Genomic DNA, 26269 nt, shown 5'->3' with positions numbered 1-26269 from the left:
CGATTAACCTACTGTAGGAGCGAGCTTGCTCGCGATGGAGTGTCAGTCGACACCTGCGTATCTGATACACCATCGCGAGCAAGCTTGCTCCTACAGGTCGTAATGCGGATTCAGTGATCAAACATTTTGATCGTTATGCCCCATAATTCAGCCTAAGCGTCAGTTGGAACCTGCTGTTACAATGCCGCGTCTGCGAATCTCCAGTACCTATAGATCAGGAGCACACCGGTGCCTGTCGTTTTTGTCGCCGCTTCCAAGCTGCCAACGCCTTTTGCGCAATTCACCATGCACGGCTTCCTCGATGAGGAAAACGGGCGCGAGCACGTCGTGCTGAGTCTGGGTGAGTTCGTCGACGGTGCCCCGGTACTCGGCCGGTTGCACTCCGAATGCCTGACGGGCGATGCCTTGTTCAGCCAGCGCTGCGATTGCGGCTCGCAGCTCGAAGCAGCCTTGCAGGCCATCGCCCGGGAAGGCCGTGGCGTATTGCTTTACTTGCGTCAGGAAGGCCGTGGCATTGGCTTGCTGAACAAGATTCGCGCCTATGAGTTGCAAGATGGCGGTGCCGACACCGTCGAAGCCAACGAGCGCCTGGGCTTTGCCGCCGACCAGCGCGATTACGCCATGTGCCTGCCGATGCTGCAGCACCTGGGCGTTGAATCCCTGCGTTTGATGACCAACAACCCACGCAAGGTCAAAGCTCTGACCGACATGGGTATCGTGGTCGCCGAGCGCGTACCGCTGCACACCGGCCACAATCCGCACAACAAACTGTACCTGGCCACCAAGGCCAGCAAGCTCGACCACATGATGGGCAACGAACACCAGGGCGAGGCAGACCGGGCGTGACCCGCGGTCAGGTGCGGCGGCGACTGTCCGTCAATTGGTGGCAATACCTGGCGCTGGCCCTGGCGCCACTGTTCGTGATCAACGGCGTGTTTGGCCAGGGCGAGGCGATCCTGCCAGTGCTGGCGATGCCATTGTTCATCGCCGGTGTGGCCTCGATGTTTATCAGCCTGAAATTCTTCGGTGGCTACAAACACGGGCTGATCGCCACCCAGAAAGCCCTCGACACCCCTGACGAACCCGCCGCCTGGATCGCCCTGGCCGCCAAGCGTCGTACCGCATTCCTCGCCGCCGCCCTGCCGGCGTGGATCGGTGCGTTGGCGGTGTTCGTCGGCCTTGAAGCGGTGCCGCTGATGCTGCTGGCGCTGTCGACCCTGGTGCTGTTCTACCTCTACCGTATTCCGCGTCAACTCGGTTGATGCGCTGCGTCTGGCTGGCAGTGTTGCTGCTGGCCGCCAGCGGCTCGGCGACTGCGGTCGAACGCGTGGTCAGCCTGGCGCCATCGCTCTCCGAAATCGTCGTCGAACTGGGTTCAGCCGATCTTCTGGTGGGTGTGCTGGATGCCGGTGAACGTCCTGCCGAACTCAAAGATATTCCTTCGGTTGGCCGCTATGGTCAGTTGGACATGGAGCAGCTGCTCAGCCTGAAACCCGACTTGCTGCTGCTCTGGCCCGGCAGCGTCGGCCCGGCCCAGCGTGAGCAGCTCAAGCGGCTGAACATACCGACCTACGTCGCCGAACCCCACAACCTCGAACAGCTCGCCGCGCAGATCGAGGCGATTGCCACGCAACTCGGCAGGCCGCAGCGTGGTGTTTCATTGGCGGGGAATTTGCGTCAGCAACTGGATGCGTTACGCCAGCGTTATCGTCGGGATGAGCCGTTGCGGGTGTTTTACCAGGTTTGGGATCGGCCGCTGTACACCGTTGGTGGCGGGCAGATCATCAGTGATGCGCTTGAGGTGTGCGGCGCGCGCAATGTGTTCGCCGACTTGGCATTGCCGGCGCCTCAAGTCAGTATCGAAGCGGTGCTGCAGCGCAATCCCGAGGTGATTCTGGCCGGTGATCAGGCGCAGCTCGATGCGTGGAAGGTGTGGCCGCAGGTGGCGGCGGTGGCGCAGGGGCAATTGCTGCTGGTGACGGATAAAGGCCTGGAGCGGCCGAGTGGGCAGATGATCGAGGCGACTGCCAAGCTGTGCCAGGTCATTGCGCCGGACCGGTGAGATCGCGATGAGGCCAGTCCAGACACTGCAAGCGTCAGGTCAGAGCCCCGGCGTCCAGGTCACCCCAAACATCCACGCCCGACCTTCCTCGCGATACCCATACTGACTACTGTCATGGCTGTACAGCGCCCGGCTGTAACCCTTGTCCAGCAGGTTATCCACCCTCAGCTCAAGATTGACCTCGCGATTCAGCTCCCAACTGCTGCGCAACCCCAGCAAGGCGTACCCACCCAACGGCTGCTGATTGTTCTCGTCGTCATAGCTGCTGCTCACTGCCTGCCAGCTCGCGCCTAAGCCCAGGCGGTCGAACTGCCGATCCAGATCCAGGCTCAAGGTCCGCCGCGCACGACGGGCTAGCGTGTGGCCACTGTCGCGGTCCCGCGGGTCCATGATTGCCACTGCGAGGTTACTCTGCCAGCCAAACAGCTCCTGCTTCAATGCCGCTTCAAACCCGTTGATCCGGGCCGAGGCAACGTTCTGCGGCCGTGAGTTGCTGCCGAAAATAATCGCGTCTTCCAGGTCCGTACGATACAGCGAAGCTTCCAGCCGGCTGGTTTCAGTCAGCTGACTGCGCCATTGCAGCTCGTAGCTTTTCGAAGTCTCGGGCTTGAGGTCCGGGTTGCCGAAGTCCGGGTAATACAGGTCATTGAACGTCGGTGCGCGGAAACCTTCGCTGTAGGTCAGCAACAGGTCGTTGTCCGGGGCCAGCGGCAGGGTGAAGGTGCCGCTCCAGCTGTTCTGGCCGCCGAACTGCTGGTTCTGGTCGCGGCGCAACCCCAACTCCGTGGAGAAGCTGTCCGCCTGATAGCGATGCTGGATGAACGCCGCGCGGTTCCAGCGGCTGTCTTCGTCGAAGGGTGTGCTGCTGTTGATGCGGTCTTCGTACCAGTCGCCGCCGAGGATCAGGCTGTTGCGGTCGCTCAGGGTCAGATCGTTCTGCCAGTTCACCGAGTCGCGATAAGTGTTGAATACGCTGCGTTCCGCGCTGAGCTTGTCGAGTGTCTTCTCGCGGTTTTCACTGTGGCCGACTTCGACGCGGGTTTTCCACACCTCGTTGATCTTCGCGTCGAGGTAACTGCTGGCGCCACTGACCGTGAATTCGTTGTAGGGCTGTTCCTGAACCGATTCGAACGTGGTCATGTCGAAGCGGCCGAACGGATTGTCGAATGCGCTTTTGCCGCGGTTATCGAGCAGGTTGGCGCCGATTTCGATGTCATCGGTGAGAGCGTGACTCAGGCTCAAACTGAGCGACTTGTTGCGGTACTCATCGTGATCGCCATCGCTCGGATAAGACGCGTGGGTGCGATTGATCCCGGCCGTTTCATCGAGGCTGGCGCCAAGGTTGAAGCGGGTTTGCTCATCACCTCCGGATAGCCCGAGGCTGCGTTCCCAGGTCTGGTTGCTGCCAAAGCCCACGTGCAGGCGCGGATGCAGGCCTTGTTCGCCGCCACGACGGGTAAATATTTGAATCACCCCGCCAATCGCATCGCTGCCGTAAATCACCGAACGCGAGCCACGCAGCACTTCCACGCGCTCGACCTGCTCGATATTGATGTGTTGCAGGTTGCTGTCGCCGGAGGTGGAGTTGCCGATGCGTTGACCGTCCACCAGCACCAGGCTCTGCGCCGACTTGGTTCCGCGTATGTACACCCCCGGCAGGCTGCCGCGCCCGCCGGTTTGCCCGATCTGCACCCCCGGTACCCGACGCAGCAAATCCGTGACGCTGCCCGGTTGCAGGCGATCGATGTCTTCGCGGGTGAACACGGTATTGGCGGCGCTGCTGTCGTTGCGGGCTTCGACCTGGCGGTTGGCACTGATCAGAACATCGGGCAGTTTCAGGGCCTGGTCGCGTTCGAAGGTGTCGGCCAGGAGTGGGCCGGACGGCAGAAGGGTCAGCGTCAGGGCGAGGCGGGAGAGATTCATGGATTATTCGTAGAAATCGAAGAAAACTCGGTCCCCTGTAGGAGCTGGCTTGCCAGCGAAGCTTTTGGCGTCCTTGAGGACGCCTTCGCCAGCAAGCCGGCTCCTACAGGAGGCGATTGGGTTTACAAATTGAGCAATTGCAGGCGCTGACGAATCGATGCCTCGATTCCAGCCTCATCCAATCCGCACTCCGCCAGCATCTGCGCAGGCTTGGCGTGCTCGACGTAGCTGTCCGGCAAGCCCAGATGCAGCATCGACTTGAGGATGTTTTCCCGGGCGAGGAACTCGCTGACCGCGCCGCCGGCACCGCCCATGATCGCGTTCTCTTCGACGGTCACCAACAGCTCGTGGCTGCCGGCGATCTCGCGCACCAGTGCCTCATCCAACGGCTTGACGAAGCGCATGTCGACCACGGTCGCATCCAGCGTCTGGGCCACTTTCAACGCCTCTGCCAGCTGCACGCCGAACACCAGCAGGGCGACCTTGCTGCCCTGGCGGCGAACGACACCCTTGCCGATTTCGATCGGCTCGAGGTCTTTCTCGATCGTCGCGTTCGGGCCGGAGCCGCGCGGATAACGCACCGCCGCCGGGCCGTCGAACAGGTGGCCGGTGGTGAGCATTTTACGCAGTTCGTTTTCATCGCTCGGGGTCATCACCAACATGCCGGGGATGCAGCGCAGGAACGACAGGTCGAAGCTGCCCGCGTGCGTCGGGCCGTCTTCGCCCACCAGGCCTGCGCGGTCGATGGCAAACAGCACATCGAGGTTTTGCACGGCCACGTCATGCACCAGCTGGTCGTAACCCCGTTGCAGGAACGTCGAATAGATCGCCACCACCGGTTTCGCGCCTTCGCACGCCATGCCGGCGGCGAAGGTCACGGCGTGTTGCTCGGCAATCGCCACGTCGAAGTAACGCTGCGGGAAACGCTCGCTGAACGCCACCAGGTCCGAGCCTTCTTTCATCGCCGGGGTAATGCCCACCAACCGCGGGTCGGCAGCGGCCATGTCGCACAGCCATTCGCCGAACACGCCGGAATACTTCGGCCCGCTGGCTTTTTTCGGCGCAGCGGCCGGCGCGTCCACCGGTTCGAGCTTGGTGATGGCGTGGTAACCGATCGGGTCGACTTCCGCCGGGGCGAAGCCTTTGCCTTTCTTGGTCACCACGTGCAGGAATTGCGGGCCTTTCAGGTCGCGCATGTTGCGCAGGGTGGCGATCAGGGTCGGCAGGTCGTGGCCGTCGATCGGGCCGATGTAGTTCCAGCCCAGCTCTTCGAACAACGTGCCGGGCACCAGCATGCCTTTGGCGTATTCTTCGGTGCGACGGGCGATTTCCCAGGCACCGGGCAGGCGCGACAGGACCTTTTTGCTGCCTTCGCGCATGCTCGCGTAAGTGCGGCTGGAAAGAATCTTCGCCAGGTAGTTCGACAGCCCGCCAACGTTGCGCGAGATCGACATGTCGTTGTCGTTGAGGATCACCAGCATGTTGGCGTTCACTTCCGGCGCATGGTTCAGCGCCTCGAACGCCATGCCGGCAGTCAACGCACCGTCGCCGATCACCGCGATTGCCTTGCGATCACTGTTCTGCAGGCGGGCGGCGATGGCCATGCCCAGCGCTGCGCTGATCGAGGTGCTGGAGTGGCCGACGCCAAAGGTGTCGTACTCGCTCTCGGAGCGCCGCGGGAAAGCGGCGACGCCGTCTTTCTGGCGCAGGGTGCCCATGCGCTCGCGACGGCCCGTGAGGATTTTGTGCGGATAGGCCTGATGACCCACATCCCACACCAGCCGGTCGTCCGGGGTGTCGAAGACGTAATGCAACGCGATGGTCAGCTCGATGACGCCCAGGCCGGCACCGAAATGCCCGCCGGTCTGACCGACCGTGTAGAGCAATTCCAGGCGCAACTCATCGGCCAGGGTTTCCAGCTCGGCTTCGCCCAACCGGCGCAGGCCGTCCGGCGTGTTGGCACGGTCGAGCAGGGGCGTGGTCGGGCGCTTGCGGGGAATCTCATGAAACGTCGTGGGCATCAGGCGAATCGTTATAGGTATAAAAGATGCGGCAGTTTACCTGATGCATCGCCCCCTGCCCACGCGTAGGTCTCAAGTTGGCGGATACGCCGTCAGCTGCGCCGGCCGACGATATAGCGGGCCAGGTCGCGCAACGGTTCGGCGGCCGCGTCAAACGGTCGCAGTGCATGCAAGGCCTGATCGCGCAGTTCCAGGGCGTAGGCCTTGGCTGCGTCGAGGCCGAGCAGGGCCGGATAGGTCGGCTTGTCCCGCGCGATGTCGGCACCCTGGCGTTTGCCGAGGGTTGCGGTATCGCTTTCGACGTCGAGAATGTCGTCCTGCACCTGAAACGCCAGGCCGATGGCTTGGGCATAAGCCTGCAGCGACTTCAATTGGTCTTTCTCGGCACGGCCGCTGGCCAGGGCGCCGAGTTGGACGCTGGCCTCGATCAGCGCACCGGTCTTGTGCCGATGCATGTACTCAAGGGCTTTCTGATCGAGCTTCAGGCCGACCGAACCGAGGTCGATGGCTTGGCCGCCGACCATGCCGGCCGGGCCTGCCGCCAACGCCAGGGCGCTGACCATTTGCAGGCGGATCTCGGCATCCACAGCGCTCAGGCGCGGGTCCAGCAGGGCGCTGAAGGCCAGGCTCTGCAAACCGTCGCCCGCCAGGATCGCGCAGGCTTCGTCGAATTTCTTGTGCGTGGTCGGCTGGCCACGACGCAGGTCGTCGTCATCCATGGCCGGCAAATCGTCGTGCACCAGGGAGTAGGCGTGGATCAGCTCCACGGCACACGCTGCGCCGTTGGCGTGCTCAGCCTTGCCGCCCAGCGCTTCGCAGGCGGCGTAGGCCAGCAACGGACGCACCCGTTTACCGCCATTCATCACGCTGTAACGCATGGCTTCGTAAAGACGTGCAAGCTCGGGGCCTGGCGCGATGAACAGGCTTTCCAGTGCCGCATTGACACGGTCCTGGCTGGTGGCCGAATACGCTGCAATCATTCTGGCAAATCCGCGTCGAAGGGTTCCTCGGCCAACTCGCCATCACGCTCGAGCAGCACTTGAACCTTTTGTTCGGCCTGGGCCAGCGCCGCCTGGCAATCGCGGGTCAGGCCGATGCCTTGCTCGAAAGCCGTCAGCGAGTCTTCCAGCGACAATTCGCCATTCTCCAGACGCTCGACCAGCGTTTGCAGTTCAGCGAGCGATTGTTCGAAATCCAGTGCAGCTTTTTTGCGGGCCATGGCGGCTATTTCCGGTTGACGTTAAACCGGCGCGACACTAGCAGACATGGGGGGTATGGGCAAATGAGCGGGGTATTGGGAGTTGCAGTTTGCGGCGCCTCCAAGAGTGATTTTGGTTATTCGGCTCATTTTGTGAGCCGAATAAGCGCGCTATTCGGCTCACGCCCGGCAAATCCCATAATTCCTACAGCAAATAGAGAGCTGTCTGATTGTTAAAAAACCGCTGAATGGCTAATCTTCGGGTCTTCTACAACCCCACGGTCACGGGGCTTTCAGACGAAACGCAGGGCTTGGATCTGTAACGCGCCGAGGATCAGGCGCAAGGTTTCGTCAGGCATGGCAGGAGGCGTCACATGCGTTCATTGCTGCTGTTGCTGATGGGGCTGGTCTGCGCCACCGCTGCCAGGGCCGAACCCACGGCCGAACTGTCGGAACCGGTAGGCGGCTGGCGCTACCATGGCCTGCTGGACCGCAGTGAACAGCCTCAGGTTGCCTATCCCACGCCGCCCATCGACCGCGGCGTGCAGCGCAATCGCACGATGATCGAAGGCCAGCTCAAGGCCATAGGCACCCAACGCGGGCCCCATACCCTGGCGGTCAACGGCAATCCCCTCAACCTGTACACCGACGACCAGGGACGTTTCGCCCGGCCGTATGCCTTTGGCGCCGGTTCCAACAGCGTCGAAGTGCGCAGTGCCGAAGGCCAATCGCTCAAGCGCGTTCAATTCTATGAAGCCAACAACCTGCGCACGCCGGCGCGGATTCGCCTGGTGCTGGGTTGGGACGATCCGAAGGCCGAGCTCGACCTGCATATCATTACCCCCGACGGCCAGCATGCGTTCTGGGCGCGCCCGGCGATGAACAACGGCGGTGGCCTGGACCCGGATGGCGTCGACGGCCCCGGCCCGGAAATGTTCACCATGACCGCGCCGATGCATGGCACTTATCTGGTTTATGTGAACTATTGGGGCAACTTCGGCAGTGGCGGCTATAACTTCGATGAGCGCGGCAACCAGAACGAGGTGATCACCTCGCAAATCAACCTGGTACTGAACGAAAACACTGTCGACGAGAAACGTGAGACCTTCATCGTGCCCCTGCGCGCGATCGGTGACCTGCTGCTGGTCAAGACTTTCAACTATTGAACATCCCGCACCACGGATGAATTGGGTGTTGTGAAATGAGCGATAACACTGTGACGCCGGCCGCCACCGCACCTGCCGCCAAACCTACCCGGCGCTGGCCGGTGCTGTTGGGCGGACTGTGCCTGGTGGCTGGCGCGGCTGGCGGATTGGGCTGGTTCATGCACCAGTCCAAGGCGCCGCCGGCGCAATTGGCCAGCGACAAATTAGGCATGAGCCGGCCGGACGGTCTGCTCGAAACCCATTCCTTGAGCCAATTGCCCAAGGACTTGCTGGCGGTGCCGTTTCTCAAGGAAACCCTCACCGAAGATTTCGTCTTCTATTACCAAACCCATGCCGATCGTCTCGGGCTGATCGGCAGTCTGCGGCGGATCATTTACGAGCATGACCTGAAACTGCAGGACAGCCTGATCGAACAGCTGTTCGATCAGCCGGCGGACGTGGCGCTGTGGCGCGGGGCGGATGGCCGGCTCAAGGATTTCCTGTTGGTGATGGATCGCGGTGGCCTGGCCAAGGTATTGGAACCGCTGGCCAAAGTGGCGCTGGATGATACGCAGCTGAGCAGGCTTGGCGAGGTGAAAGTCGGCGCCGACGACGTGGCGCTTTATCAGCTCAACTACAACGCCAGCAAGGCCATGGTGTTCGCCTCCCATGGCGACAAGCTGGTGGTGCTGTCGAATCCGTCCAGGCTCTACGATCCAGGCAGCGGCACACCTGAAGCACCGGGCAGCGTCTCGACCCAGGCCATCGCCGCATTGCTCAACGGTGACCAATTGTTCCCCGAAGCCTTCGGCCTGCAACCTCGCGCGCCTGAGGTGAAACAACGTTTGTCAGTCAATGCCAGCGTCCTGGCCATGGGTTATCAGCGTTTTATCCCCAACTTCGCCGGCCTGCGTTTCGACATGGACGACAAGGGCTGGCACAGCTTTCTCGCCATGGATGAACTGGAAAACCAGCCGGACTTCGATTTCAAGCCCATCTGGCAAGCCATGCCCATGGGGGCCAGCGCTTGTGTGGCCTTGCCCTTGGCCGCCGAGCAACAGCAACCATTGCTGGTAAAACTCGGCGCTGACGATGCGGTTGCACAGGCCCTGACCGAACACATGGCAGGTGCCGCCGGCTTGTGCTGGTATGCCGATTCGCGGCTGTATACGCCATTGTTGGTGGTCAGCCTGAACGACGATGACAGCGCAAAGCTCGACGGCGATCTGGGTAATTTGTTCGGCTCCATGGTCGGTGCTTACGAAGGCAAGGTCGACGCGCATATATTCCCGGTGGTCGAGAAGCAGGTAGGTGACAGCCATCAGTGGCAGCGCCAGGTCAGCTCCAACTTCGGCCCCTATAAAGCCCGGGATGCCGAGCAACCGGACGCGATTACTGGCAAGGCATTCATGCGCGTGAGCCTGGCGCGCCACGGTTCGACGCTACTGTTCTCCCTCGACGACAAGCTGGTGGATAAAGCCCTCGGCACCCTCGACAAACGCTTCCCGCCCATGGCCGACGTCTTACCCAAAGACCTGCTGATGCCGGTCTACTTCGGCCCGGATTCCATGGCGCAACTGATGCAGCGGGAAACCCTCGACAGCCTGCCGCAGGACATGGCGCCGGTGTTCTACAACGCCGCGCAAACTTACCTGATCCCGAAACTGCGCAAGCTCGGCGGCTACGGCAAGTATGCCCTGACCTTGCCCGAAGGCAGCGAGCCCGACGGCCACTGGCAATGGTTGCCGCTGGAGTGGAAAGCCCTGTGAGCGCATTCATCCGAGGCCTCGGCCTGCTGGCGATGCTGCTGGGCAGTCGCGTCTTTGCCAACGAAGCTGCAGCGCTCGACCCGCAGCAATCCCAGGTATTCCGCGCCTGGTTCGTGCGCATCGCCCAGGAACAACTGACCCAGGGGCCGAGCCCGCGCTGGTACCAGCAGGACTGCGCCGGCCTGGTGCGGTTTGCCGCCAACGAAGCGCTGAAAGTCCATGACGATAAATGGCTGCGCAGCAATGGCCTGTCCAACCGCTACCTGCCACCGGAAATGCTACTGAGCGATACGCAACGAAGCCTCGCCCGGCAATGGCAGCAGGGCGGCGGCAAGGTCGGGCCTTACGTCAACGCGATCAAGCTGATCCAGTTCAACAGCCATCTGGTCGGCCGCGACATAGCGCAGGCCCGGCCCGGCGACCTGATGTTTTTCGATCAGGGCGACGACCAGCACCTGATGATCTGGATGGGCCGCTACATCGCCTATCACACCGGCACCACCACCCCTACAGACAACGGCATGCGTTCCGCGAGCCTGCAGCAACTCATGACATGGAAGGACACCCGATGGATTCCCGACGCAGCCAACCCCAACTTCATCGGCGTCTATCGACTGAATTTTCTCTCCCAATGAGCGGTGCCCGCATGCTGCGTCTTTTGTCTCTGCTGTTGGTATGGGTCCTGCCTTTTTCGGTGGTCAACGCCGAAGACACCGTCGAGCCAAGCGGCTACAAGCCAGTGGCCGGTGAAAGCTTTTTCCTGTTGGCCGACAGCCGCTTTGCCAGCGATGAACAGGCAATGGTGCGCCTCGAAGCGCCGGGCCGCGACTATCGCCGATTTCGCATGGAGCCTTACGGCGGCGCCGACATTCGCGTGTATCGGATCGACAAGCCGCTGGATTTCCTCAAGCGTCAGAAGAACCTGCACCGGGTGGTCAGTGATGGTCAATTCAAAGGCGAAGGCCTGTCGAATACCCTCGCCTACCTGTGGGACAACTGGTGCCGAAAATCCCGTCGAGTGATGCAACGGGCGTTTTCCTACGAGTCGCGTAAACAAGTCACCGAAGAAGTGCCGGAATTGAAGATGGGTACGGCCATCGCCGCGCCAACGCCCTACGACGCGCAGCCGCAATTTGCGCTGATTCCAGGTTTGCCGGTGATCAGCCAATTCCGTTATCCGCTGTGGCAAGCCAAACCGATCCAGCCGCCAGCCGGGGTGAACCTGGCCGGCTCTTCCAGCGAATTCGTCAGTGTTGCACCGGGCAACGTCTACATCCCCTTGGGCAACCTGAAGCCGGGTCTATATCTGGTGGAAGCACTGATCGGCAAGTACCGCGCGACCACCATGGTCTTCGTCTCCAACACCGTGGCGGTGAGCAAGATCGCCGGTGACGAGTTGCTGGTCTGGGCCGCGCGCAAACACCAAGGCAGTTCGGTGCCGAAGGTCAATGTGCTGTGGACCGATGGTCTGGGCGTGATGAGCAGTGGCGCCACCGATGCCGATGGGTTGCTACGGTTGAAACACGTCAGCCCGGAGCGTTCGTTCGTGATTGGCGAGGACGAAGAGGGTGGGGTGTTCGTCTCCGAAAATTTCTACTACGACAGCGAAATCTACGACACCAAACTCTATGCCTTTACCGACCGGCCGCTGTATCGGCCGGGGGATTGGGTGTCGCTGAAAATCGTCGGTCGCGAGTTCAAGAATGCTCGTGACTCGGTGCAGCCGACCGCCGCCGACGTCAACGTCACCGTGCTCGATGCAACCGGCACCGCATTGCAATCCCTGGCGCTGAAGCTCGATTCCAAGGCTGGGACCCAAGGTCGCTTCCAATTGCCGGACAACGCCGTGGCCGGCGGTTATGAATTGCGTTTCAGCTACAAGGACCAGGCCTACAGCAGTGCCTTTCGCGTCGCCGAATACATCAAGCCGCACTTTGAAATCTCGCTCAACCTGGCCAAGCAGGATTACCGCACCGGTGAACCGGTCAAAGGTAGCCTGGTGCTGCTGTACCCGGACGGCAAACCCGTGGCCAATGCCAAATTGAGCCTCAGCCTGCGCGCCCAGCAACTGTCGATGGTCGACAACGAACTGCAGTACCTCGGGCAATTCCCGGTGGAGCTGACCAGTACCGAACTGACGACCGATGCCAAAGGCAACGCGACCCTCGACCTGCCGGCAGCGGAGAAACCGAGCCGCTATATGCTCACCGTGTTTGCCAGCGATGGCGCGGCGTATCGGGTCAAGACCACCAAGGAAATCCTCATCGACCGCGGCGCCGCGAGTTTCAGTCTAAGCGCGCCCCAGCGTTTCAGTGCGGTGGGCGACAAGGTCGCGTTCAGTTATCTGAATGTAGGTGGCAGCGAGCAGGGCAAAGCCGTCACGCCGAGCAGTTATGGCTGGGTGCGTCTGGAAGACCAGAGCACCGGCGAGGGCCAGCTGGTGGCCACCGACAAAGGCTTCACGCTGGCGTTCGAGCGTGCGGGCACTTACAACCTGACCTTGAAGGATGATCAGGGCCGAGTCATCGGCGCCACGGGCCATTCGGTCACCGGCGAGGGCGTCAAGGCCGTGCCCGGTACCGTTGAGATCGTCCTCGATAAACCGCAGTACAAGGCCGGCGATGAAGCGCTGGCCTTGATCACTTTCCCTGAGCCGGTCAGCGATGCATTGCTGTCGCTGGAGCGGGACAAAGTCGAGGCCACGGCGCTGCTGTCCAAGGGCGACGATTGGCTGCAAGTGGAAAAACTCAGCGAGACGCAATACCGCGCGCGGATTCCGGTGAAAGACAGCTTCGCGCCAAACCTGACCTTCTCCGTGCTCTACACCAAGAGTGGTCAATACAGCTTCCAGAACGCTGGCATCAAGGTGATTGCCCCGCAGATCGACGTCGCCATCGCCACCGATAAAGAGTCGTATCAGCCGGGCGATACCGTGTCGGTTGACCTCACCACCGAGTTCGACGGCAAGCCGATTCCGGCGCACCTGACGGTCAGTGTGGTGGACGAAATGGTCTACGCGCTGCAACCGGAAGTCGCGCCGAGCATCGACCAATTCTTCTATCACCCGCGCCGCAACAACGTGCGCACCAGCGCCAGCCTGTCGTTCATCAGCTATGACGTGGCATTGCCGGGCAGCCCAGGCGCGCCGGGCAAGGCCAACCGCAGCGAGCGCGGGGTGAAAGTGCTGGAGCGCCCGCGTCGCGAAGACGTCGACACCGCCGCCTGGCAACCGGAACTACTGACCGATGCCAACGGCAAAACCCGCTTCACGTTCAAGATGCCGGACTCCTTGACCCGCTGGCGCATCACCGCCCGGGCCATCGCCGATGACGGTCAGGTCGGGCAGAAAAAGCAGTTCGTGCGCTCGGAAAAGCCGCTGTACTTGAAGTGGAGCGGGCCGAGCCGATTCCGGCGCGGCGATAAACCGGATCTCGGTGTGTTCGCCTTCAGCCAGGGCGAGCAACCGGTGGCGGCTGAACTGGTGATTCATTACGGCGGCACCGAACAGCGTGTCCCGGTGACGTTGAATAACGGTATCAATTACGTCGCGCTACCAGCGTTCGAATTGGCCAATGGCGAGTGGGCCGCTGAGCTGGTGCAAGACGGCAAAACCGCTGACGCCCTGGCCGTGCGCCTGACCACGACCGGTGAAGGTTGGCAGGTGATCCAGAGCCAAAGCCTGGACGTCGCCAGCGGTGATACGCCGCTGGCTTTGCCCGCGGACGCGACGGATATTCGCCTGCGCCTGGATGACAGTGCGCAAGCGCTGTTCCGTTCGGCGCTGGACGATTTGCTGAGTTATCCGTACGGCGGCGTTGAACAGACCGCCAGCCGTTTGCTGCCATTGAGCATTGCCTATCCGACGCTGTCATCGAACCCGCGGATCCGCGATCGCTTGCGTCTGATCATGCAGAACAGCCGTCTACGCCTGGTGCAAATGGCCGGGCCGTCGGCGAGCTTCACCTGGTGGGGCATGGATGGCGAGCCGGATGCGTTTCTCACCGCTTACGCCTATTACGCCGACTGGCACGCCAGCAAGGCGCTGGCGCTGAGCCTGCCGCCGGAGCATTGGCAGCGAGTGCTGGAGGTCTATGCGAAACAGGCGAAGAACACGCCGCTGTTGCAGCGGGCGCTGATTGTGTCCTTCGCCAAACAGATGCAACTGCCGGTGAACACCTTGCTCAGTGGATTGATGGATGACCTGGCGAACGCCGGCGAGGGCCATGCCGCAAACCTGATGGAAGATGGCGAGGACAGCATCGTCATGAGCGATCCGGATTCGGCGCTTGGGTTGGCCAGTGCTCGTGTGCTGACCGCGTCTTTGGCGCGCCAGGCGAAGGTCGATATGCCGCAGGCGTTCACTCGGCAACTGGCGGATGCGCAGCAGCGCCTGGACGTCAGTTCCCAGCCGTTTGCCGAAGCGTTGAATCTATCGCTGAAGACCTTCGACCAGGCTCACGCTCACGCGTTGTTGCAGCGTTTGCTCCCCCGGCAATCGACGCTGGAACGCGCACTGGCGCTGACCTGGTTGCAGCACAGTATCGAGCAGGCGTCGCCCGCCGTCGCGCTCAAACCGGGTGACGGCTGGAAGCCGGAGCAGGGGGCGACCGGTGAAGTTTACTGGACGTGGCAGGGTGCTTCGTCCGTGCCTGCGCTGCTGTCCCTGGACGGGGCGCAAGAGCGTCCGGTGCGGGCCGCGTTGAGTTATCAGACCCTGCAACCTCCGGTCGAACCGTCGGCCGTGACCATCACCCGTCGCCTGTCCCGTCTGGTGCCGGGTGACGAAGCGTTCAACTTCAAACTGGAAGCGGTCGGCAACAAGCCGTTGTCCAGCGACAGCCTCTACCTGGACGAAGTGATCATCACCAGCAAAGCCGCGCAGCCGCTGCGCTACGGCATGCTCGAAGTGCCGCTGCCACCGGGTGCGGACGTCGAGCGCACGACGTGGGGCATCAAGCTCATCGGCAAGGCTGGCACTGAGCCGACCGCGTTGGAAAAAGCGCGTTTCGAGCCGGGGCAAATGGCTTATGCGATTCCGGTTGATGCGTTGAGCGGCGAACTGCGCCTGCGTCACTTGGTGCGCTTCTCGCAAAAAGGTCAGTTCAACCTGCCGCCGGTTCGCTTCACCCAGGTCTATGCGCCACAGCATCAGGCCCAGGAACAAAAGCCGGCACTGGGCCAGGTCACGGTCCACTGACATGGCCCGGTCCATGGTCTGGTTGCTGCTGTGCTTGATCCCTGCGCTGGCCACTGCACAGGATGAGTCGCTGCGCCTGGGCTTCAAGGGGCAATTGCTGTCCTTGAACCAGACCCGGTTGATCTCCCGGGAACCATTGCCTTCCGGGCTGGAGACTCCGCTGGGCAGTGTATGGAAGTTGTTTGTTTATGGCTGGCTGGTGGACACCGGCGCGCGTGAACCGGCTTATGAATGTCGCGGGCAGTCGACAGAGGAGGTTTATTGCTGCGCGGCGGGCGGCAAGATCGAGCGTGATCAAGCGCTGGTAAAGTCCTGCGGGTTGTATTTTGACCCTGAGCGTTTGCGCATTACTGGCGTTGAGTGGCGCCAGTACTGGCAGGCGCGCCAGGCGCCGGAGTGGTTGCTGGACTTGCCGTCGTTGCAGCCTGCCACTCGGGTTTCAGTGACTGAGTTATTGCAGGCGCTGAGCATGATGCCAGCGCAGGATCAGGCACGGCGGGTGCTACTCGATTTGGTTTTGCACGCCGCCGACGGCAATGTCGTGGGCGAGCTTGGCGGCCGGTTGCGAGTGAAAACCTGGAGTTGGCTGGACGATCAGGATCCTGGGTCGCGCCAGGGTGGGTTTGCCGGGTGGTTGGCGGATGGAACGCCGATCTGGGCCGGTGGCCGAGGAACCAGTCAGAGGGTGTTGCGCGATTACGGCGAAGCACTGTCTTCGGTGCTGCCTGTTGAGTGGCCAGCAGACGCGGGGCGTTGCGTCGAAGTCGGGCTGTTTTCCCGCTATCCGATCGGACGCGTTCTCGCCGGGGATCGGGTGGTTGAATCCGGGCCCATGCAGGGCGACTACCGGGTCGAATTCGCCAACGGCAACCAACTCGATATCCACAGCGACGGCGAACTCTTTCTGCTCAAGGACAAGCTGGTCGCGCGCCTGGACCGTGAAGAATACGTCGCCCGCGTCCTGCAGCGCGAAGCCAGGGCCGAACCCGCCGAAGCCGCCAAAGCCCTGGCCGTCGCCATCCGCACCTATCTCCTGCAAAACGCCAGCCGCAACGGCGACTGCCTGCGCATCGACGACAGCAGCAATCGTCAGCGTGTCGCCCCACGACCGGCCACCGCCGAGTCGCGCAACATCGCCGCCTGGACCAGCGACCTGGTCTCGCCGGCAGCGCCATCACCTACCACTCCGACCAACCCGGTCCGGACCAGCTCTCCTGGCAACAAGCCGTCGAACAAGCCAGCGCCGGCCAACGCTACGACGCCATCCTGCTGCACGCCTATCCACGCGCCAGCCTCAGTCGCTGGGACAATCCCGTGGCCTCCTGCGAAGCACTCCCAGCCGCCCAAAACTGGCTACAACAACAGCGCCGCGGCTGGCGCCAACGCCTGGCAAGCGAAACCGGCTACAACGAAGTCAACACCTTCGCCGTCTGCCGCCTGACCTTCGGCCGCCCCTACGTCGACCGCGAACGCCAGCGCATCTACGTGCGCGGCGTGCTGTCGCTGCAAGACCGTCTCGACCTGACCCACGAATACCTGCACCTGGCCTTCGAAGCACACCCCAACGGCCAGGATGAAACCTACATCGAAGGGCTCGCCCGCCACCTCTTGCTGGAATAGACCATGAAACTCCGTTATCCACAGGGCTTGCTGTTCCTTTACGCCTGTTGCGTATTGCCGATGACGATGGCCGCCGACGCCGCCGTCAAACTCGACACGCCAATGGGCGGCTGGCGTACCGGTGCCCCCGAAGGTGAAGGCGAAACCTTCCGCCAGGTCATCAACTACCCCGCGTCCTCGGTGAACACCCCGGTCGGGCAGGCCAACACCGCACGCATCACTGGTCAGATCAAAGCTACGCCCAAGACCGATGAACCCGGCCGGCTGATCATCAATGGCGTCAGCATGCCGCTGAAGATCGACCCCGCTGGCCGTTTTGATCGGCCGTTCTCATTCCCCAACGGCAGCAACAGCGTCGAAGTGCGCAGCCCCGATGGCCAGCAACGCCACCGCACGCAGTTCCTCAACACCAGTGGCGGTGCTACACCGGCCAAGTTGCGGGTGTTGCTGGCATGGGACAGCGATGGCACGGATCTGGACCTGCACCTGATAACCCCGGATGGCGCGCACATCTGGTACGGCGATCGCGCAGTTCCCAATGGTGCGGCGCTCGATGTCGATGTGACGACAGGCTACGGCCCGGAGATCTTCGCCATGCCGGCACCGATCAAGGGGCAGTATCTGGTGTATGTGAATTACTTTGGGGGCGGGTATCGGAGTGATGAGTCGGGGCAAGAGGAGGCGGTTCAGGCACTGACCACGGCGCAAGTGACGGTGATTACGGAGGAAGGGACGCCTGACGAAAAGATGGAGACGTTCCTGGTGCCAATGCGAGCGGTGGGGGAGTTGACGTTGGTTAAGGGGTTTAGTTATCCGTGAGTAGAGATTTTCCAGCATGCTGTCGGAGAAGTGAATCAGGCCGAGGCTTGCTGCCCCAGTTAACGCATGATCATTCGTCGTCAAATGTGTCTAGCTCGTCCAGACTTACTTTGACTCGCTGAGGCGCTACGAGCCGGTCTTTAACCGTCGTTACGAGCGCGTCTTCCACTTTGCCATACTAGCCCTCGGCCATTGAATGCTGTCTTGAGTCTTTGTCGGCAGGGTGCATGGTGAGGGGCATAAAAGAAATACCTCTGATAACGTCTTTTTTCCGGACATTAAAAAGCCGGCTTGTGGCCGGCTTCTCGGGGACTGGCTTGGTTTATTTTTGGTAAACCGCGCTAGCCTTCAAAACGTACACCCGGATCTTGCGTCCGGCTGTGGGACTCGGCGAGAAAGTGATCTGCCGGGTCGGTGCGATCTGAGCCTTGGGAAGGGTCGATGCGCAAATGTGGGGCGCAGCATACTGATTTTTTTGGGAAATTCCCAGTGTGGTGTGCGCAATAGAGCACTGGTTGCTTTGGGCTGAATGCAATCACAGCTTCGATGGTGACTGTTCCATCGCCTTCGCGGGCAAGCTCTGCTCCTACAAGGTTGTGCTGTCCTTGAGGGTGGCTTGCCCATGAAAAAAGCTATAAGAACGGCACCGGCGGCCTGCGTTTGTTGAGGGTCGACCACCAGAAGACCCAGCCCAATACCCTGATATTTTGCTCTTCGATTTGCGAAGCCCTGAAGATTTCATCCGGGTATTCGGCGCTGTTGTGGCTGCGCATGCGTAATGCGTTGCCCGGGATCCGATGCAGATATTTGATTCGCAACATGCCGTCGTGCTCGATGGCGTAGATCTCGCCATCGATAATTTGCGTGAGCCCGCGGTCGATGGCGAGGAGAGAGCCGTCTTCAATCTTTTCGGCCATGCTGTTGCCGATCATGCGCGCGCAGATGGCGTCGGCGTGGTTGATTTCCAGGGAGTCGAGATCGACGCGAGGCAGGCGGATGGATTGGCTGGGGTCCTTCACGACCTGGGTTTTGTGGGTGCCGGGCGTGATGGTTGTTTCTTTGTAGAAAGGCAGCTCGACATCGGTCGGTTCGATGACCCGGTAGGTGCCGCGGATCGCCTGGGCGTCGAAGGTGTTGCCGGACTCGTCGAGCAGACGCAGTTCCTTGGGGTCTTTCGGGCCTTCGCTGGTTTTCAGCCACTGACTGTTCACGGACAGTTTTCTGGCGACTTCTTCCATGCAGTGGGCGGGCACACCGCGGGTGTACCAGTTGTGGACGTTTTGCGGCGCCGTATCCAGGAATTCGGCGAATCCTGTTGTCGTAATGTTCGCCGCTTCGAGGAGCGCTTTAAACCGTGGACCGCTAGTGTTCTTTTTCATGAAAGCGAGTCTACTGGCGCCGGGTGGGGCTTTGAATAAACGAACTGTTCAATTTACGAGGGAAATTTCGACCGGATGTAAGACGCGTTTGGGGGAAATTAAACAACAAAACTCATGTTCACAGACTCCTATACGGCGTGTTTAAAGAAGGTTTTTCAGGCGCCCACAAAAAACCCCGGATCAACCGGGGTTTTCTTGCAGCTTGCAGACAAACGCTGACAGCTGGCTTTAGCCTTTGTAGGCGGCAACCGACTTCATGATCTCGGTGCGAGCGGCTTCTGCGTCGCCCCAGCCTTCGATCTTCACCCATTTGCCTTTTTCGAGGTCTTTGTAGTTCTCGAAGAAGTGCTTGATCTGTTCCAGCAGCAGCGGCGGCAGATCGGTGTATTCCTTCACGTCGACGTACAGCTGGGACAGCTTGTCGTGTGGGACTGCGATGACTTTGGCATCGCCGCCGCCGTCGTCGGTCATGTGCAGGATGCCGACCGGACGAGCGCGGATGACCGAGCCTGGAGCAACCGGGTACGGGGTCACGACCAGCACGTCGAGGGGGTCACCGTCGTCGGCCAGGGTGTTCGGGATGAAACCGTAGTTGGCCGGGTAGAACATCGGGGTGGCCATGAAACGGTCAACGAACAGGCAATCGCTGTCTTTGTCGATTTCGTATTTGATCGGCGCGTGGTTGGCCGGGATCTCGATCGCGACGTAGATGTCGTTCGGCAGGTCTTTGCCAGCCGGAATCTTGCTGTAGCTCATTGGGCGGTGCCCCCGTTAGTTGACCAAAAACACTTGGCCGGATTGACCAAAAAGTGGCGGCGATTATAGGCATATTCCGCCACCGTTGCTATGGACCAGAGGTCGTGTAGACCTTAGTCGTGTGCCTGATAGACCGGGTCTTCGGCCAGAAGTTGCCGCAACCGGGCCAGTGGGTCCTGCCGGTAAAACAGCTTCAGCTGCTGATAGACCTCAGGATACGCCTCGTGCAGCAAATCCGGGGCGCTGAAGAAGTATTCGCTGGTGACCGCGAAAAACTCGGCGGCGTTTTCCGCTGCGTACGGGTCGATGGCGGTTTCGGCGTCGGGATTGCGCTCCAGTTGGCGGTCGAGGTCGTCGTAGGCCTCTTGCATGACCTTGGCCCAGTCGCTGACTCGCATGTCCGCGTGCAGCGGCGGCAGGCCGTTGGCGTCGCCGTTGAGCATGTCGAGTTTGTGCGCGAGTTCGTGGATCACCAGGTTGTAGCCTTCCCAGCCGCCGCTGGCCATCACGCCGGGCCAGGCGAGGATGATCGGGCCTTGTTGCCAGGCCTCGCCGCTGTGCTCGCCATCCCACTCGTGCTCGACGCCGCTGGCGTCACGATGGCGTTGGGGGCTGAGGAAGTCGTCGGGGTACAGAACGATTTCGTGGAACCCCTGATACCAGTTCAGATTACCCAGATGCAGCAGCGGCAGTTGCGCCTGGGCGGCAAGCAGCAGACGTTGCTCCTGGTGAAGTTCGACACCGGGCAGGGAGGTCAGGTGTTTGTCGTCGAGAAACAGCACGCAGGCTTCGCGCAGCCATTGGTCTTCGGCGGCGCTGATGCCATCGAGGAAACTCAGGTGATGGCGCACCCGCTGCCACATGTCGTCGGCAATCGGGTGCTTGCCCAGTATGCGCCGGCGACGCCAGGCGCTAAGCGACCACATGCCGGATCAGCGCGGGTGGGCTTTGGACGCGGCGTTGCCGAAGCGGCTGCGGACGACGCCGATGATCATCGGTACCAGCGACAGCAGGATGATGCCGACCACCAGCAACGACAGGTTTTGCTTGATGAAGGGTACGTTACCGAAGAAGTACCCGAGCGTAACCAGGCCACCGACCCACAGGATGGTGCCGAGGACGCTGAAGCCAAAGAAACGCGGGTACGGCATTCTCGCCACACCGGCGACGAACGGGGCAAAGGTGCGGATGATCGGCAGGAATCGCGCCAGGGTCACGGTTTTGCCGCCGTGCTTGTCGTAGAAATCATGGGTTTGTTGCAGGTAATCGCGACGGAAGATCTTCGAGTTCGGGTTACTGAAGAGCTTTTCGCCCGCCGTTCGTCCGATCACATAGTTGGTGCTGTCGCCGAGGATCGCCGCCAGCATCAGCAAACCGCCCAGCAGCACCGGGTCCATGCCGCCACCGGCTGCGACGGCGCCCGCGATGAAGAGCAGGGAATCGCCCGGCAAAAAGGGCATTACCACCAGGCCGGTCTCGCAGAAGATCACCAGAAACAGGATGGCGTAGATCCATGGCCCGTAGTTGTTCACCAGCAAGTCGAGGTAAACATCGAGATGCAGGATAAGGTCGAGCGGGTTGAAATCCATGGAGGGCACCTGTGGTGTCGGCCCGACTCGGCAGGCCTGTGCGGATGACTTCGCGAAAGCCTACGGATGGGGGTAGTTTTTCTTACAAGCCGGAAAGGTCAGCATTATACGGGCTGGAGGGTGAAAAGCGCGTCGAGTTTGTAGCGGGGGATTTCGCACAGGACAGCGGGGATTGGCGCGTTTTTTTTGTAGGAGCAAGCTTGCTCGCGATGACGGTGTGTCATTCAACACATGTATCGCAAGCCAGACGGCTATCGCGAGCAAGCTTGCTCCTACAACAAATGTGCGGCGAATCAGAGCTCGTCGCTGATCGGCAACACATAGTTCTTGAACTCGGTGTCTTCCTTGAATCCTATGGATTCGTAGGTTTTCTGCGCCACTTCGTTGTTGCTGCTGGTGGATACACGCATGCGCACGGCATTGGTTTCCTTGGCCATTTTCTTCGCCGTGCGGATCAGGTTGTCAGCCACCAGCTGGCGGCGGGCATCTTCGGCGACGTAGATGTCGTTGAGAATCCACACGCGTTTGAGCGAAAGCGACGAAAAGCTCGGGTACAACTGACAGAACCCCATCACTCGCTGGGTGTCGTCATCGGCCAGGGCCAGGTAGATCACCGACTCCTTGCGACGCAAGCGTTTCTCGAGGAACGCCCGGGACGAGTCCGGATACGGCAACGAGCCATAAAACTCGCGATATTTGACGAATAATGGGGTCAACAGGTCCAGGTGTTCGAGGGTCGCTTGAATAATCCGCATGGTAGGTCTCGTCTTCAAGTGGCTGTCTTACGTCGTGACGGCGATGGGAAACCCTGGCGGCCGTGCATCGATCCTGCCTGAAACTGGAATGGAAACGCAATGCGGAAACGGTTCAGGCATGCGGCGGGTCGAGGAGGAAATTACCTTTTGTATCTGCACCAGTGTCCGACTCCAGCGTCTGAACCTGGGCCTCGTCCTTGAGATTGACCCCCGATAACTGCCGCCGACAGGCTTCGCGCATCAGATACAGCAAACGATGGGCCGCCATGCCGTAACTCAGGCCTTCGAGTCGCACATTGGAGATGCAATTGCGATAAGCATCCGTCAGGCCGATCTTTGGATTGTAGGTGAAATATAACCCCAGGCTGTCTGGCGAGCTGAGGCCAGGGCGTTCACCGATCAGGATGACGACCATCCTGGCGCCCAGCAACTCGCCGATCTCGTCGGCCACGGCAACGCGGCCTTGCTCAACCAGCACCACAGGTGAAACAGACCAGCCCTCAGCCTCGATCTGTTGTTCCATCCGTGTCAGAAATGGCACGGTATGGCGATGAACGGCCAGGGCCGACAAGCCGTCGGCGACGACGATGGCCAGATCGACACCGCCGGGATTGGTCGCTGCGAGATCGCGCAGGGTCTGCGCCGATGCATCACTCAGTTTTCGCCCCAGGTCGGGGCGCTGCAAGTAACTGTTACGGTCCGTTGCCGCGCTGTGCAGCAACAGGCTTTCCCGTCCGCGCGCCGCCAGTTGCGCACCGAGCGCGGCATGGTCGAACGGCAAGTGCACCGCATCCCGGGCCTGGGCGTGGGCGTATTGGAAATCCAGCTGCGCATGGGTGGGCATGCTGGTGCCGGTGCGGCCCAGGGCGATCCGCGCGGGCGTCAGGCGGCGCAGCTCCAGCAACGGGTTTTGCTGATCAACAGGTGGTTTATCCATTACAACACTCATCCCAGTTGCGCCATGGCCTGACGGAAGGCCGGCGGCAGGCTGTCGCCGAAGTGAATTTTGCCGTCCGCCTGCGTGAAGATGCCCATTTTCGCCAGCCATTGTTCGAACTCCGGCGCCGGTTTCAGCCCCAGGGTCTGGCGAGCGTAGAGCGCATCGTGGAACGAAGTGGTCTGGTAGTTGAGCATGATGTCGTCGGAACCGGGGATGCCCATGATGAAGTTGATCCCGGCCACACCCAACAGGGTCAGCAGGGTGTCCATGTCATCCTGATCGGCTTCGGCGTGGTTGGTGTAGCAGATGTCGCAGCCCATCGGTACGCCCAGAAGCTTGCCGCAGAAGTGGTCTTCGAGGCCGGCGCGGATGATTTGTTTACCGTTGTAGAGGTATTCCGGGCCGATGAAACCGACGACGGTGTTCACCAGGAATGGCTTGAAATGTCGCGCCACGGCGTAGGCACGCGTCTCACAGGTCTGCTGATCGATGCCGTGGTGCGCATTGGCCGACAGGGCGCTGCCCTGGCCGGTCTCGAAATACATCAGATTCTGGCCCAGGGTGCCGCGATTCAGGCTCAGGCCGGCGTCGTAGCCTTCCTGCAAGACGTTGAGGTTGATGCCGAAACTGGCGTTGGCCGCTTCGGTGCCGGCGATTGACTGGAACACCAGGTCCAGTGGAACACCGCGATTGATGGCTTCAATCGAGGTGGTGACGTGGGTCAGCACGCAGGCTTGGGTGGGAATCTCGTAGCGCTGGATGATGGCATCGAGCATTTCCAGCATGGCGCAAATCGAGCTGATGCTGTCGGTGGCCGGGTTGATGCCGATCATCGCATCGCCATTGCCGTACAACAGGCCGTCGAGAATGCTCGCGGCGATGCCGGCGGGCTCGTCGGTGGGGTGGTTCGGCTGCAGGCGCGTGGATAACCGGCCGCGCAAGCCCAGGGTGCCGCGGAAGTGGGTGATCACGCGGATTTTCTGCGCCACCAGCACCAGGTCCTGCACGCGCATGATTTTCGACACGGCGGCGGCCATTTCCGGAGTCAGGCCGGGGGCGAGGGCGCGCAGGCTGTGTTCGTCGGCGGCATCGCTGAGCAGCCAGTCGCGAAAACCGCCGACCGTGAGGTGGCTGACTGCCGCAAACGCCTGTTTATCGTGAGTGTCGATGATCAGCCGGGTGACTTCATCGGACTCGTAGGGAATCAGTACTTCCTGCAGGAAGTGGGCGAGCGGGATATTCGCCAGCGCCATCTGCGCGGCCACCCGCTCGCCATCGTTGAGTGCCGCGACACCCGCCAGAAAGTCCCCGGAGCGCGCCGGACTGGCCTTGGCCATGACTTCCTTCAGATCGTCGAAGCAGTAGACCTGGGCGCCGACGGTATGGGAAAAACGTGCCATTTCTGTCTCCGTTTCAAATAGGAAGGTGCGCTGCCCAGTGCTGGCGATTCCTCAGAATGCCACGCACTGTGTCATCAACGCACCTCAATGCAGCTGACTCAGGCCGTCGCCTTGATGCCGTTCGGCGCAAGGGACTCGGGCAGGGGCAGGCCGAGGTATTCGCCCTCGGCAATGATCCCGGCGGCGCGATCCTGAGCTTCAAGTTGCAAGGCCTTGGGCACCGACAGCCAATACGCCAGGCCCACGGCAATGAAACCTGCACTTATCTTGCCAATCAGCACCGGCAGGATGATGGTGGGCTGGAAGTTCGCAGTGAACGACAGGTGATCGCCCAGCAGGAACGCGGCACAAACGCCGAAGGCGATGTTGATCACTTTGTCCTTGGGTGGCATGAAGCGCACCAGGCGGAACATGGCCAGGATGTTAGCGATAGTTGCCAGCATGCCGGCACTGCCGACGGCGCTCAGTCCGATCTTGCTGCCCAGGCTTTCCAGCGGCTTACCCAGGTATTTGCGCAGCAAGTAAACCATCGGGAACGCACCCGCCAGCATAATGCCGATGTAGCCGGCCGTTTCCAGGGCGCGGGTCTGGTCTTCGGCGTCCGCGATGATCGGGTGAAAGCCCCAGCTGCCGAACACCAGTGTGAACACGCCGGTGAAGTACTCGACGATGGAGAACACCAGTACCAGTTTGATGGCAGCGTCCATCGTACGGCCAAAGATGATGAAGCCCTTGATCATCAGGTCGGGCAAGAACCGTAGCCCCAGGGCCAGGCCCACGACGAAGATCAGGATCGGCAACAGGTTGGCGAAGATGCTGCCCAGGCCCAAGGCCAATTGATAGGTGGCTTCACCGTTGGTGGACACCAGGTCCCGTACCAGCGGGTTACTGAACGCGAGGATGACGCTGGCGATCAGTACGCCCAGCGGGATGGTCAAAATGCCCGACATGATGCCCAGGGCCATGTATTTGTGGTCGCGCTTGTCGAGCATCGCCAGACCCATGGGGATCGAGAACACGATGGTCGCACCGCCCATGAAACCGGTGATCAGCGCCATCACCAGCGCTTCTTTGCTAGCCGCCAGCGCCGAGGCCAGGTGATAGCCGCCCATGTCCGAGGCGATGATCATGGTCGCCGCCAGGGCCGGGTCGGCGCCCAGGGAACTGAAGAACGGACCAAAGGCTTTTTCGATGACCACAGTCAGGTAGGGGATGGAAGCCATGATGCCCGCCGCCGGCACGAAGATGTGGCCAGTGGCGTGGATGCCTTCCATGAATTCTTTACCAAGCCCTTCATCGCTGTTGTAGATCGCCGCGAAGGCGCCGAGTACGGCGCAGAGCATGATGAGATAGAGCACGTAATTGCCGATCTGATCCATGCGTGGTGCTTCCTTATTGTTGTTTTTTTATGCGCGGACGCTGCGTGCACGACTGGCGCAGTGCCGTTTGGGGATTTGCGGTTGTTGCATTGCATTCAGCTGCTGATAAGCGCCGAATCCAATGCGAGAAAAAGTAGGGGGCTGATAGTAAAGCGCCTCCCGGCGACCGAAGTCGCCGGGAGGAACGATCAGAAGAAGCCCAGCGGATTGATGTCGTAGCTCACCAGCAGGTTTTTGGTCTGCTGATAGTGATCAAGCATCATCTTGTGGGTTTCACGGCCGACGCCGGACTTCTTGTAGCCACCGAACGCGGCATG

Annotated in this window: 21 protein-coding genes and 1 pseudogene; 9 read left to right on the top strand and 13 right to left on the bottom strand. The window is 61.1% G+C overall.

Translation table 11 applies throughout. The annotated features are described in order from the left end of the window. The first annotated feature begins 228 nt into the window (after positions 1-228). Genes ribA through BZ163_RS21190 form a run of 3 tightly spaced genes read left to right on the top strand, consistent with a single transcriptional unit; the run spans position 229 to position 2062 of the window. Positions 229-846, top strand: a complete 618-nt coding sequence (gene ribA, locus BZ163_RS21200; RefSeq protein ID WP_128872469.1) for a GTP cyclohydrolase II — start codon at positions 229-231, stop codon at positions 844-846. Then, on the top strand, positions 843-1262 hold the full coding sequence (locus BZ163_RS21195) for an MFS transporter (protein ID WP_128872468.1): 420 nt from the start codon (positions 843-845) through the stop codon (positions 1260-1262). The genes ribA and BZ163_RS21195 overlap by 4 nt, the downstream gene beginning before the upstream one ends. Next, positions 1262-2062, top strand: a complete 801-nt coding sequence (locus BZ163_RS21190; protein ID WP_128872467.1) for a cobalamin-binding protein — start codon at positions 1262-1264, stop codon at positions 2060-2062. Before BZ163_RS21195 ends, BZ163_RS21190 begins: the two co-directional genes overlap by 1 nt. A 39-nt stretch (positions 2063-2101) precedes the next feature. On the opposite strand, the gene BZ163_RS21185 is transcribed toward BZ163_RS21190, so the two are convergent. The 4 genes from BZ163_RS21185 to BZ163_RS21170 form a co-directional block, all read right to left on the bottom strand. Further along, a complete protein-coding gene (locus BZ163_RS21185) occupies positions 2102-3985 on the bottom strand; it encodes a TonB-dependent receptor domain-containing protein (protein WP_128872466.1) in 1884 nt (627 codons plus the stop codon). 122 nt (positions 3986-4107) lie between these two features. After that, positions 4108-6006, bottom strand: a complete 1899-nt coding sequence (dxs, locus tag BZ163_RS21180) for a 1-deoxy-D-xylulose-5-phosphate synthase (protein WP_128872465.1) — start codon at positions 6004-6006, stop codon at positions 4108-4110. 92 nt (positions 6007-6098) lie between these two features. Next, positions 6099-6986, bottom strand: coding sequence for a (2E,6E)-farnesyl diphosphate synthase (gene ispA / locus BZ163_RS21175; RefSeq protein ID WP_128872464.1), 888 nt, complete (start codon positions 6984-6986; stop codon positions 6099-6101). After that, a complete protein-coding gene (locus BZ163_RS21170) occupies positions 6983-7225 on the bottom strand; it encodes an exodeoxyribonuclease VII small subunit (protein WP_064680011.1) in 243 nt (80 codons plus the stop codon). Before BZ163_RS21170 ends, ispA begins: the two co-directional genes overlap by 4 nt. A 353-nt stretch (positions 7226-7578) precedes the next feature. Here BZ163_RS21170 and BZ163_RS21165 point away from each other — a divergent pair, with 353 nt between their 5' ends. The 6 genes and pseudogenes from BZ163_RS21165 (at position 7579) to BZ163_RS21140 (ending at position 17754) form a co-directional block, all read left to right on the top strand. After that, the gene (locus BZ163_RS21165) at positions 7579-8370 is read left to right on the top strand and encodes a YfaP family protein (protein ID WP_128872463.1); all 792 of its coding nucleotides are present in this window, start codon (positions 7579-7581) and stop codon (positions 8368-8370) included. Between the two features lie 35 nt (positions 8371-8405). Further along, positions 8406-10118 (top strand): DUF2138 domain-containing protein, encoded by a 1713-nt coding sequence (locus BZ163_RS21160; RefSeq protein WP_128872462.1) that lies wholly within the window; start codon positions 8406-8408, stop codon positions 10116-10118. After that, positions 10088-10753, top strand: coding sequence for a DUF1175 domain-containing protein (locus tag BZ163_RS21155; RefSeq protein WP_371916826.1), 666 nt, complete (start codon positions 10088-10090; stop codon positions 10751-10753). Before BZ163_RS21160 ends, BZ163_RS21155 begins: the two co-directional genes overlap by 31 nt. Continuing rightward, positions 10750-15315 (top strand): alpha-2-macroglobulin, encoded by a 4566-nt coding sequence (locus BZ163_RS21150; RefSeq protein WP_128872460.1) that lies wholly within the window; start codon positions 10750-10752, stop codon positions 15313-15315. The genes BZ163_RS21155 and BZ163_RS21150 overlap by 4 nt, the downstream gene beginning before the upstream one ends. A 1-nt stretch (position 15316) precedes the next feature. Then, a pseudogene (locus tag BZ163_RS21145) lies at positions 15317-16935 on the top strand (DUF2300 domain-containing protein). Between the two features lie 3 nt (positions 16936-16938). Next, a complete protein-coding gene (locus BZ163_RS21140) occupies positions 16939-17754 on the top strand; it encodes a YfaP family protein (RefSeq protein WP_128872459.1) in 816 nt (271 codons plus the stop codon). 632 nt (positions 17755-18386) lie between these two features. On the opposite strand, the gene BZ163_RS21135 is transcribed toward BZ163_RS21140, so the two are convergent. The 9 genes from BZ163_RS21135 to BZ163_RS21095 all read right to left on the bottom strand — a co-directional run. Next, entirely contained in the window at positions 18387-19133 is a 747-nt protein-coding gene (locus BZ163_RS21135) for a S24 family peptidase (protein ID WP_128872458.1), read from the bottom strand. 228 nt (positions 19134-19361) lie between these two features. Continuing rightward, complete coding sequence (gene ppa / locus BZ163_RS21130) at positions 19362-19889, bottom strand: inorganic diphosphatase (protein ID WP_028620880.1); 528 nt, start codon at positions 19887-19889, stop codon at positions 19362-19364. A gap of 113 nt (positions 19890-20002) precedes the next feature. Then, positions 20003-20815, bottom strand: coding sequence for a zinc-dependent peptidase (locus BZ163_RS21125; RefSeq protein WP_128872457.1), 813 nt, complete (start codon positions 20813-20815; stop codon positions 20003-20005). A 6-nt stretch (positions 20816-20821) separates the two neighbouring features. After that, positions 20822-21478 (bottom strand): DedA family protein, encoded by a 657-nt coding sequence (locus BZ163_RS21120; RefSeq protein ID WP_128872456.1) that lies wholly within the window; start codon positions 21476-21478, stop codon positions 20822-20824. 293 nt (positions 21479-21771) lie between these two features. Then, the gene (locus BZ163_RS21115; protein ID WP_128872455.1) at positions 21772-22233 is read right to left on the bottom strand and encodes an N-acetyltransferase; all 462 of its coding nucleotides are present in this window, start codon (positions 22231-22233) and stop codon (positions 21772-21774) included. A gap of 112 nt (positions 22234-22345) precedes the next feature. Beyond that, a complete protein-coding gene (eutC, locus tag BZ163_RS21110; protein WP_128872454.1) occupies positions 22346-23182 on the bottom strand; it encodes an ethanolamine ammonia-lyase subunit EutC in 837 nt (278 codons plus the stop codon). Beyond that, positions 23179-24573 (bottom strand): ethanolamine ammonia-lyase subunit EutB, encoded by a 1395-nt coding sequence (locus BZ163_RS21105; RefSeq protein ID WP_128872453.1) that lies wholly within the window; start codon positions 24571-24573, stop codon positions 23179-23181. The genes eutC and BZ163_RS21105 overlap by 4 nt, the downstream gene beginning before the upstream one ends. A gap of 98 nt (positions 24574-24671) precedes the next feature. Continuing rightward, the gene (eutH, locus tag BZ163_RS21100; RefSeq protein WP_128872452.1) at positions 24672-25952 is read right to left on the bottom strand and encodes an ethanolamine utilization protein EutH; all 1281 of its coding nucleotides are present in this window, start codon (positions 25950-25952) and stop codon (positions 24672-24674) included. Between the two features lie 188 nt (positions 25953-26140). Continuing rightward, positions 26141-26269, bottom strand: a 129-nt coding sequence (locus BZ163_RS21095; protein ID WP_073664670.1) for an aldehyde dehydrogenase family protein, incomplete at its 5' end; no start/stop codon positions are given.

Source organism: Pseudomonas sp. VI4.1 (genome assembly GCF_002029345.1).
Classification (GTDB): domain Bacteria; phylum Pseudomonadota; class Gammaproteobacteria; order Pseudomonadales; family Pseudomonadaceae; genus Aquipseudomonas.
This window is presented reverse-complemented; position numbering and strand designations above follow the sequence as displayed.

Coding starts and splice junctions, on each gene's coding strand:
- BZ163_RS21190 (WP_128872467.1), top strand. CDS start 1,262: ATGCGCTGCGTCTGGCTGGCAGTGTTGCTGCTGGCCGCCAGCGGCTCG.
- BZ163_RS21185 (WP_128872466.1), bottom strand. CDS start 3,985: ATGAATCTCTCCCGCCTCGCCCTGACGCTGACCCTTCTGCCGTCCGGC.
- dxs (WP_128872465.1), bottom strand. CDS start 6,006: ATGCCCACGACGTTTCATGAGATTCCCCGCAAGCGCCCGACCACGCCC.
- ispA (WP_128872464.1), bottom strand. CDS start 6,986: ATGATTGCAGCGTATTCGGCCACCAGCCAGGACCGTGTCAATGCGGCA.
- BZ163_RS21170 (WP_064680011.1), bottom strand. CDS start 7,225: ATGGCCCGCAAAAAAGCTGCACTGGATTTCGAACAATCGCTCGCTGAA.
- BZ163_RS21165 (WP_128872463.1), top strand. CDS start 7,579: ATGCGTTCATTGCTGCTGTTGCTGATGGGGCTGGTCTGCGCCACCGCT.
- BZ163_RS21160 (WP_128872462.1), top strand. CDS start 8,406: ATGAGCGATAACACTGTGACGCCGGCCGCCACCGCACCTGCCGCCAAA.
- BZ163_RS21155 (WP_371916826.1), top strand. CDS start 10,088: ATGGTTGCCGCTGGAGTGGAAAGCCCTGTGAGCGCATTCATCCGAGGC.
- BZ163_RS21150 (WP_128872460.1), top strand. CDS start 10,750: ATGAGCGGTGCCCGCATGCTGCGTCTTTTGTCTCTGCTGTTGGTATGG.
- BZ163_RS21140 (WP_128872459.1), top strand. CDS start 16,939: ATGAAACTCCGTTATCCACAGGGCTTGCTGTTCCTTTACGCCTGTTGC.
- BZ163_RS21135 (WP_128872458.1), bottom strand. CDS start 19,133: ATGAAAAAGAACACTAGCGGTCCACGGTTTAAAGCGCTCCTCGAAGCG.
- ppa (WP_028620880.1), bottom strand. CDS start 19,889: ATGAGCTACAGCAAGATTCCGGCTGGCAAAGACCTGCCGAACGACATC.
- BZ163_RS21125 (WP_128872457.1), bottom strand. CDS start 20,815: ATGTGGTCGCTTAGCGCCTGGCGTCGCCGGCGCATACTGGGCAAGCAC.
- BZ163_RS21120 (WP_128872456.1), bottom strand. CDS start 21,478: ATGGATTTCAACCCGCTCGACCTTATCCTGCATCTCGATGTTTACCTC.
- BZ163_RS21115 (WP_128872455.1), bottom strand. CDS start 22,233: ATGCGGATTATTCAAGCGACCCTCGAACACCTGGACCTGTTGACCCCA.
- eutC (WP_128872454.1), bottom strand. CDS start 23,182: ATGAGTGTTGTAATGGATAAACCACCTGTTGATCAGCAAAACCCGTTG.
- BZ163_RS21105 (WP_128872453.1), bottom strand. CDS start 24,573: ATGGCACGTTTTTCCCATACCGTCGGCGCCCAGGTCTACTGCTTCGAC.
- eutH (WP_128872452.1), bottom strand. CDS start 25,952: ATGGATCAGATCGGCAATTACGTGCTCTATCTCATCATGCTCTGCGCC.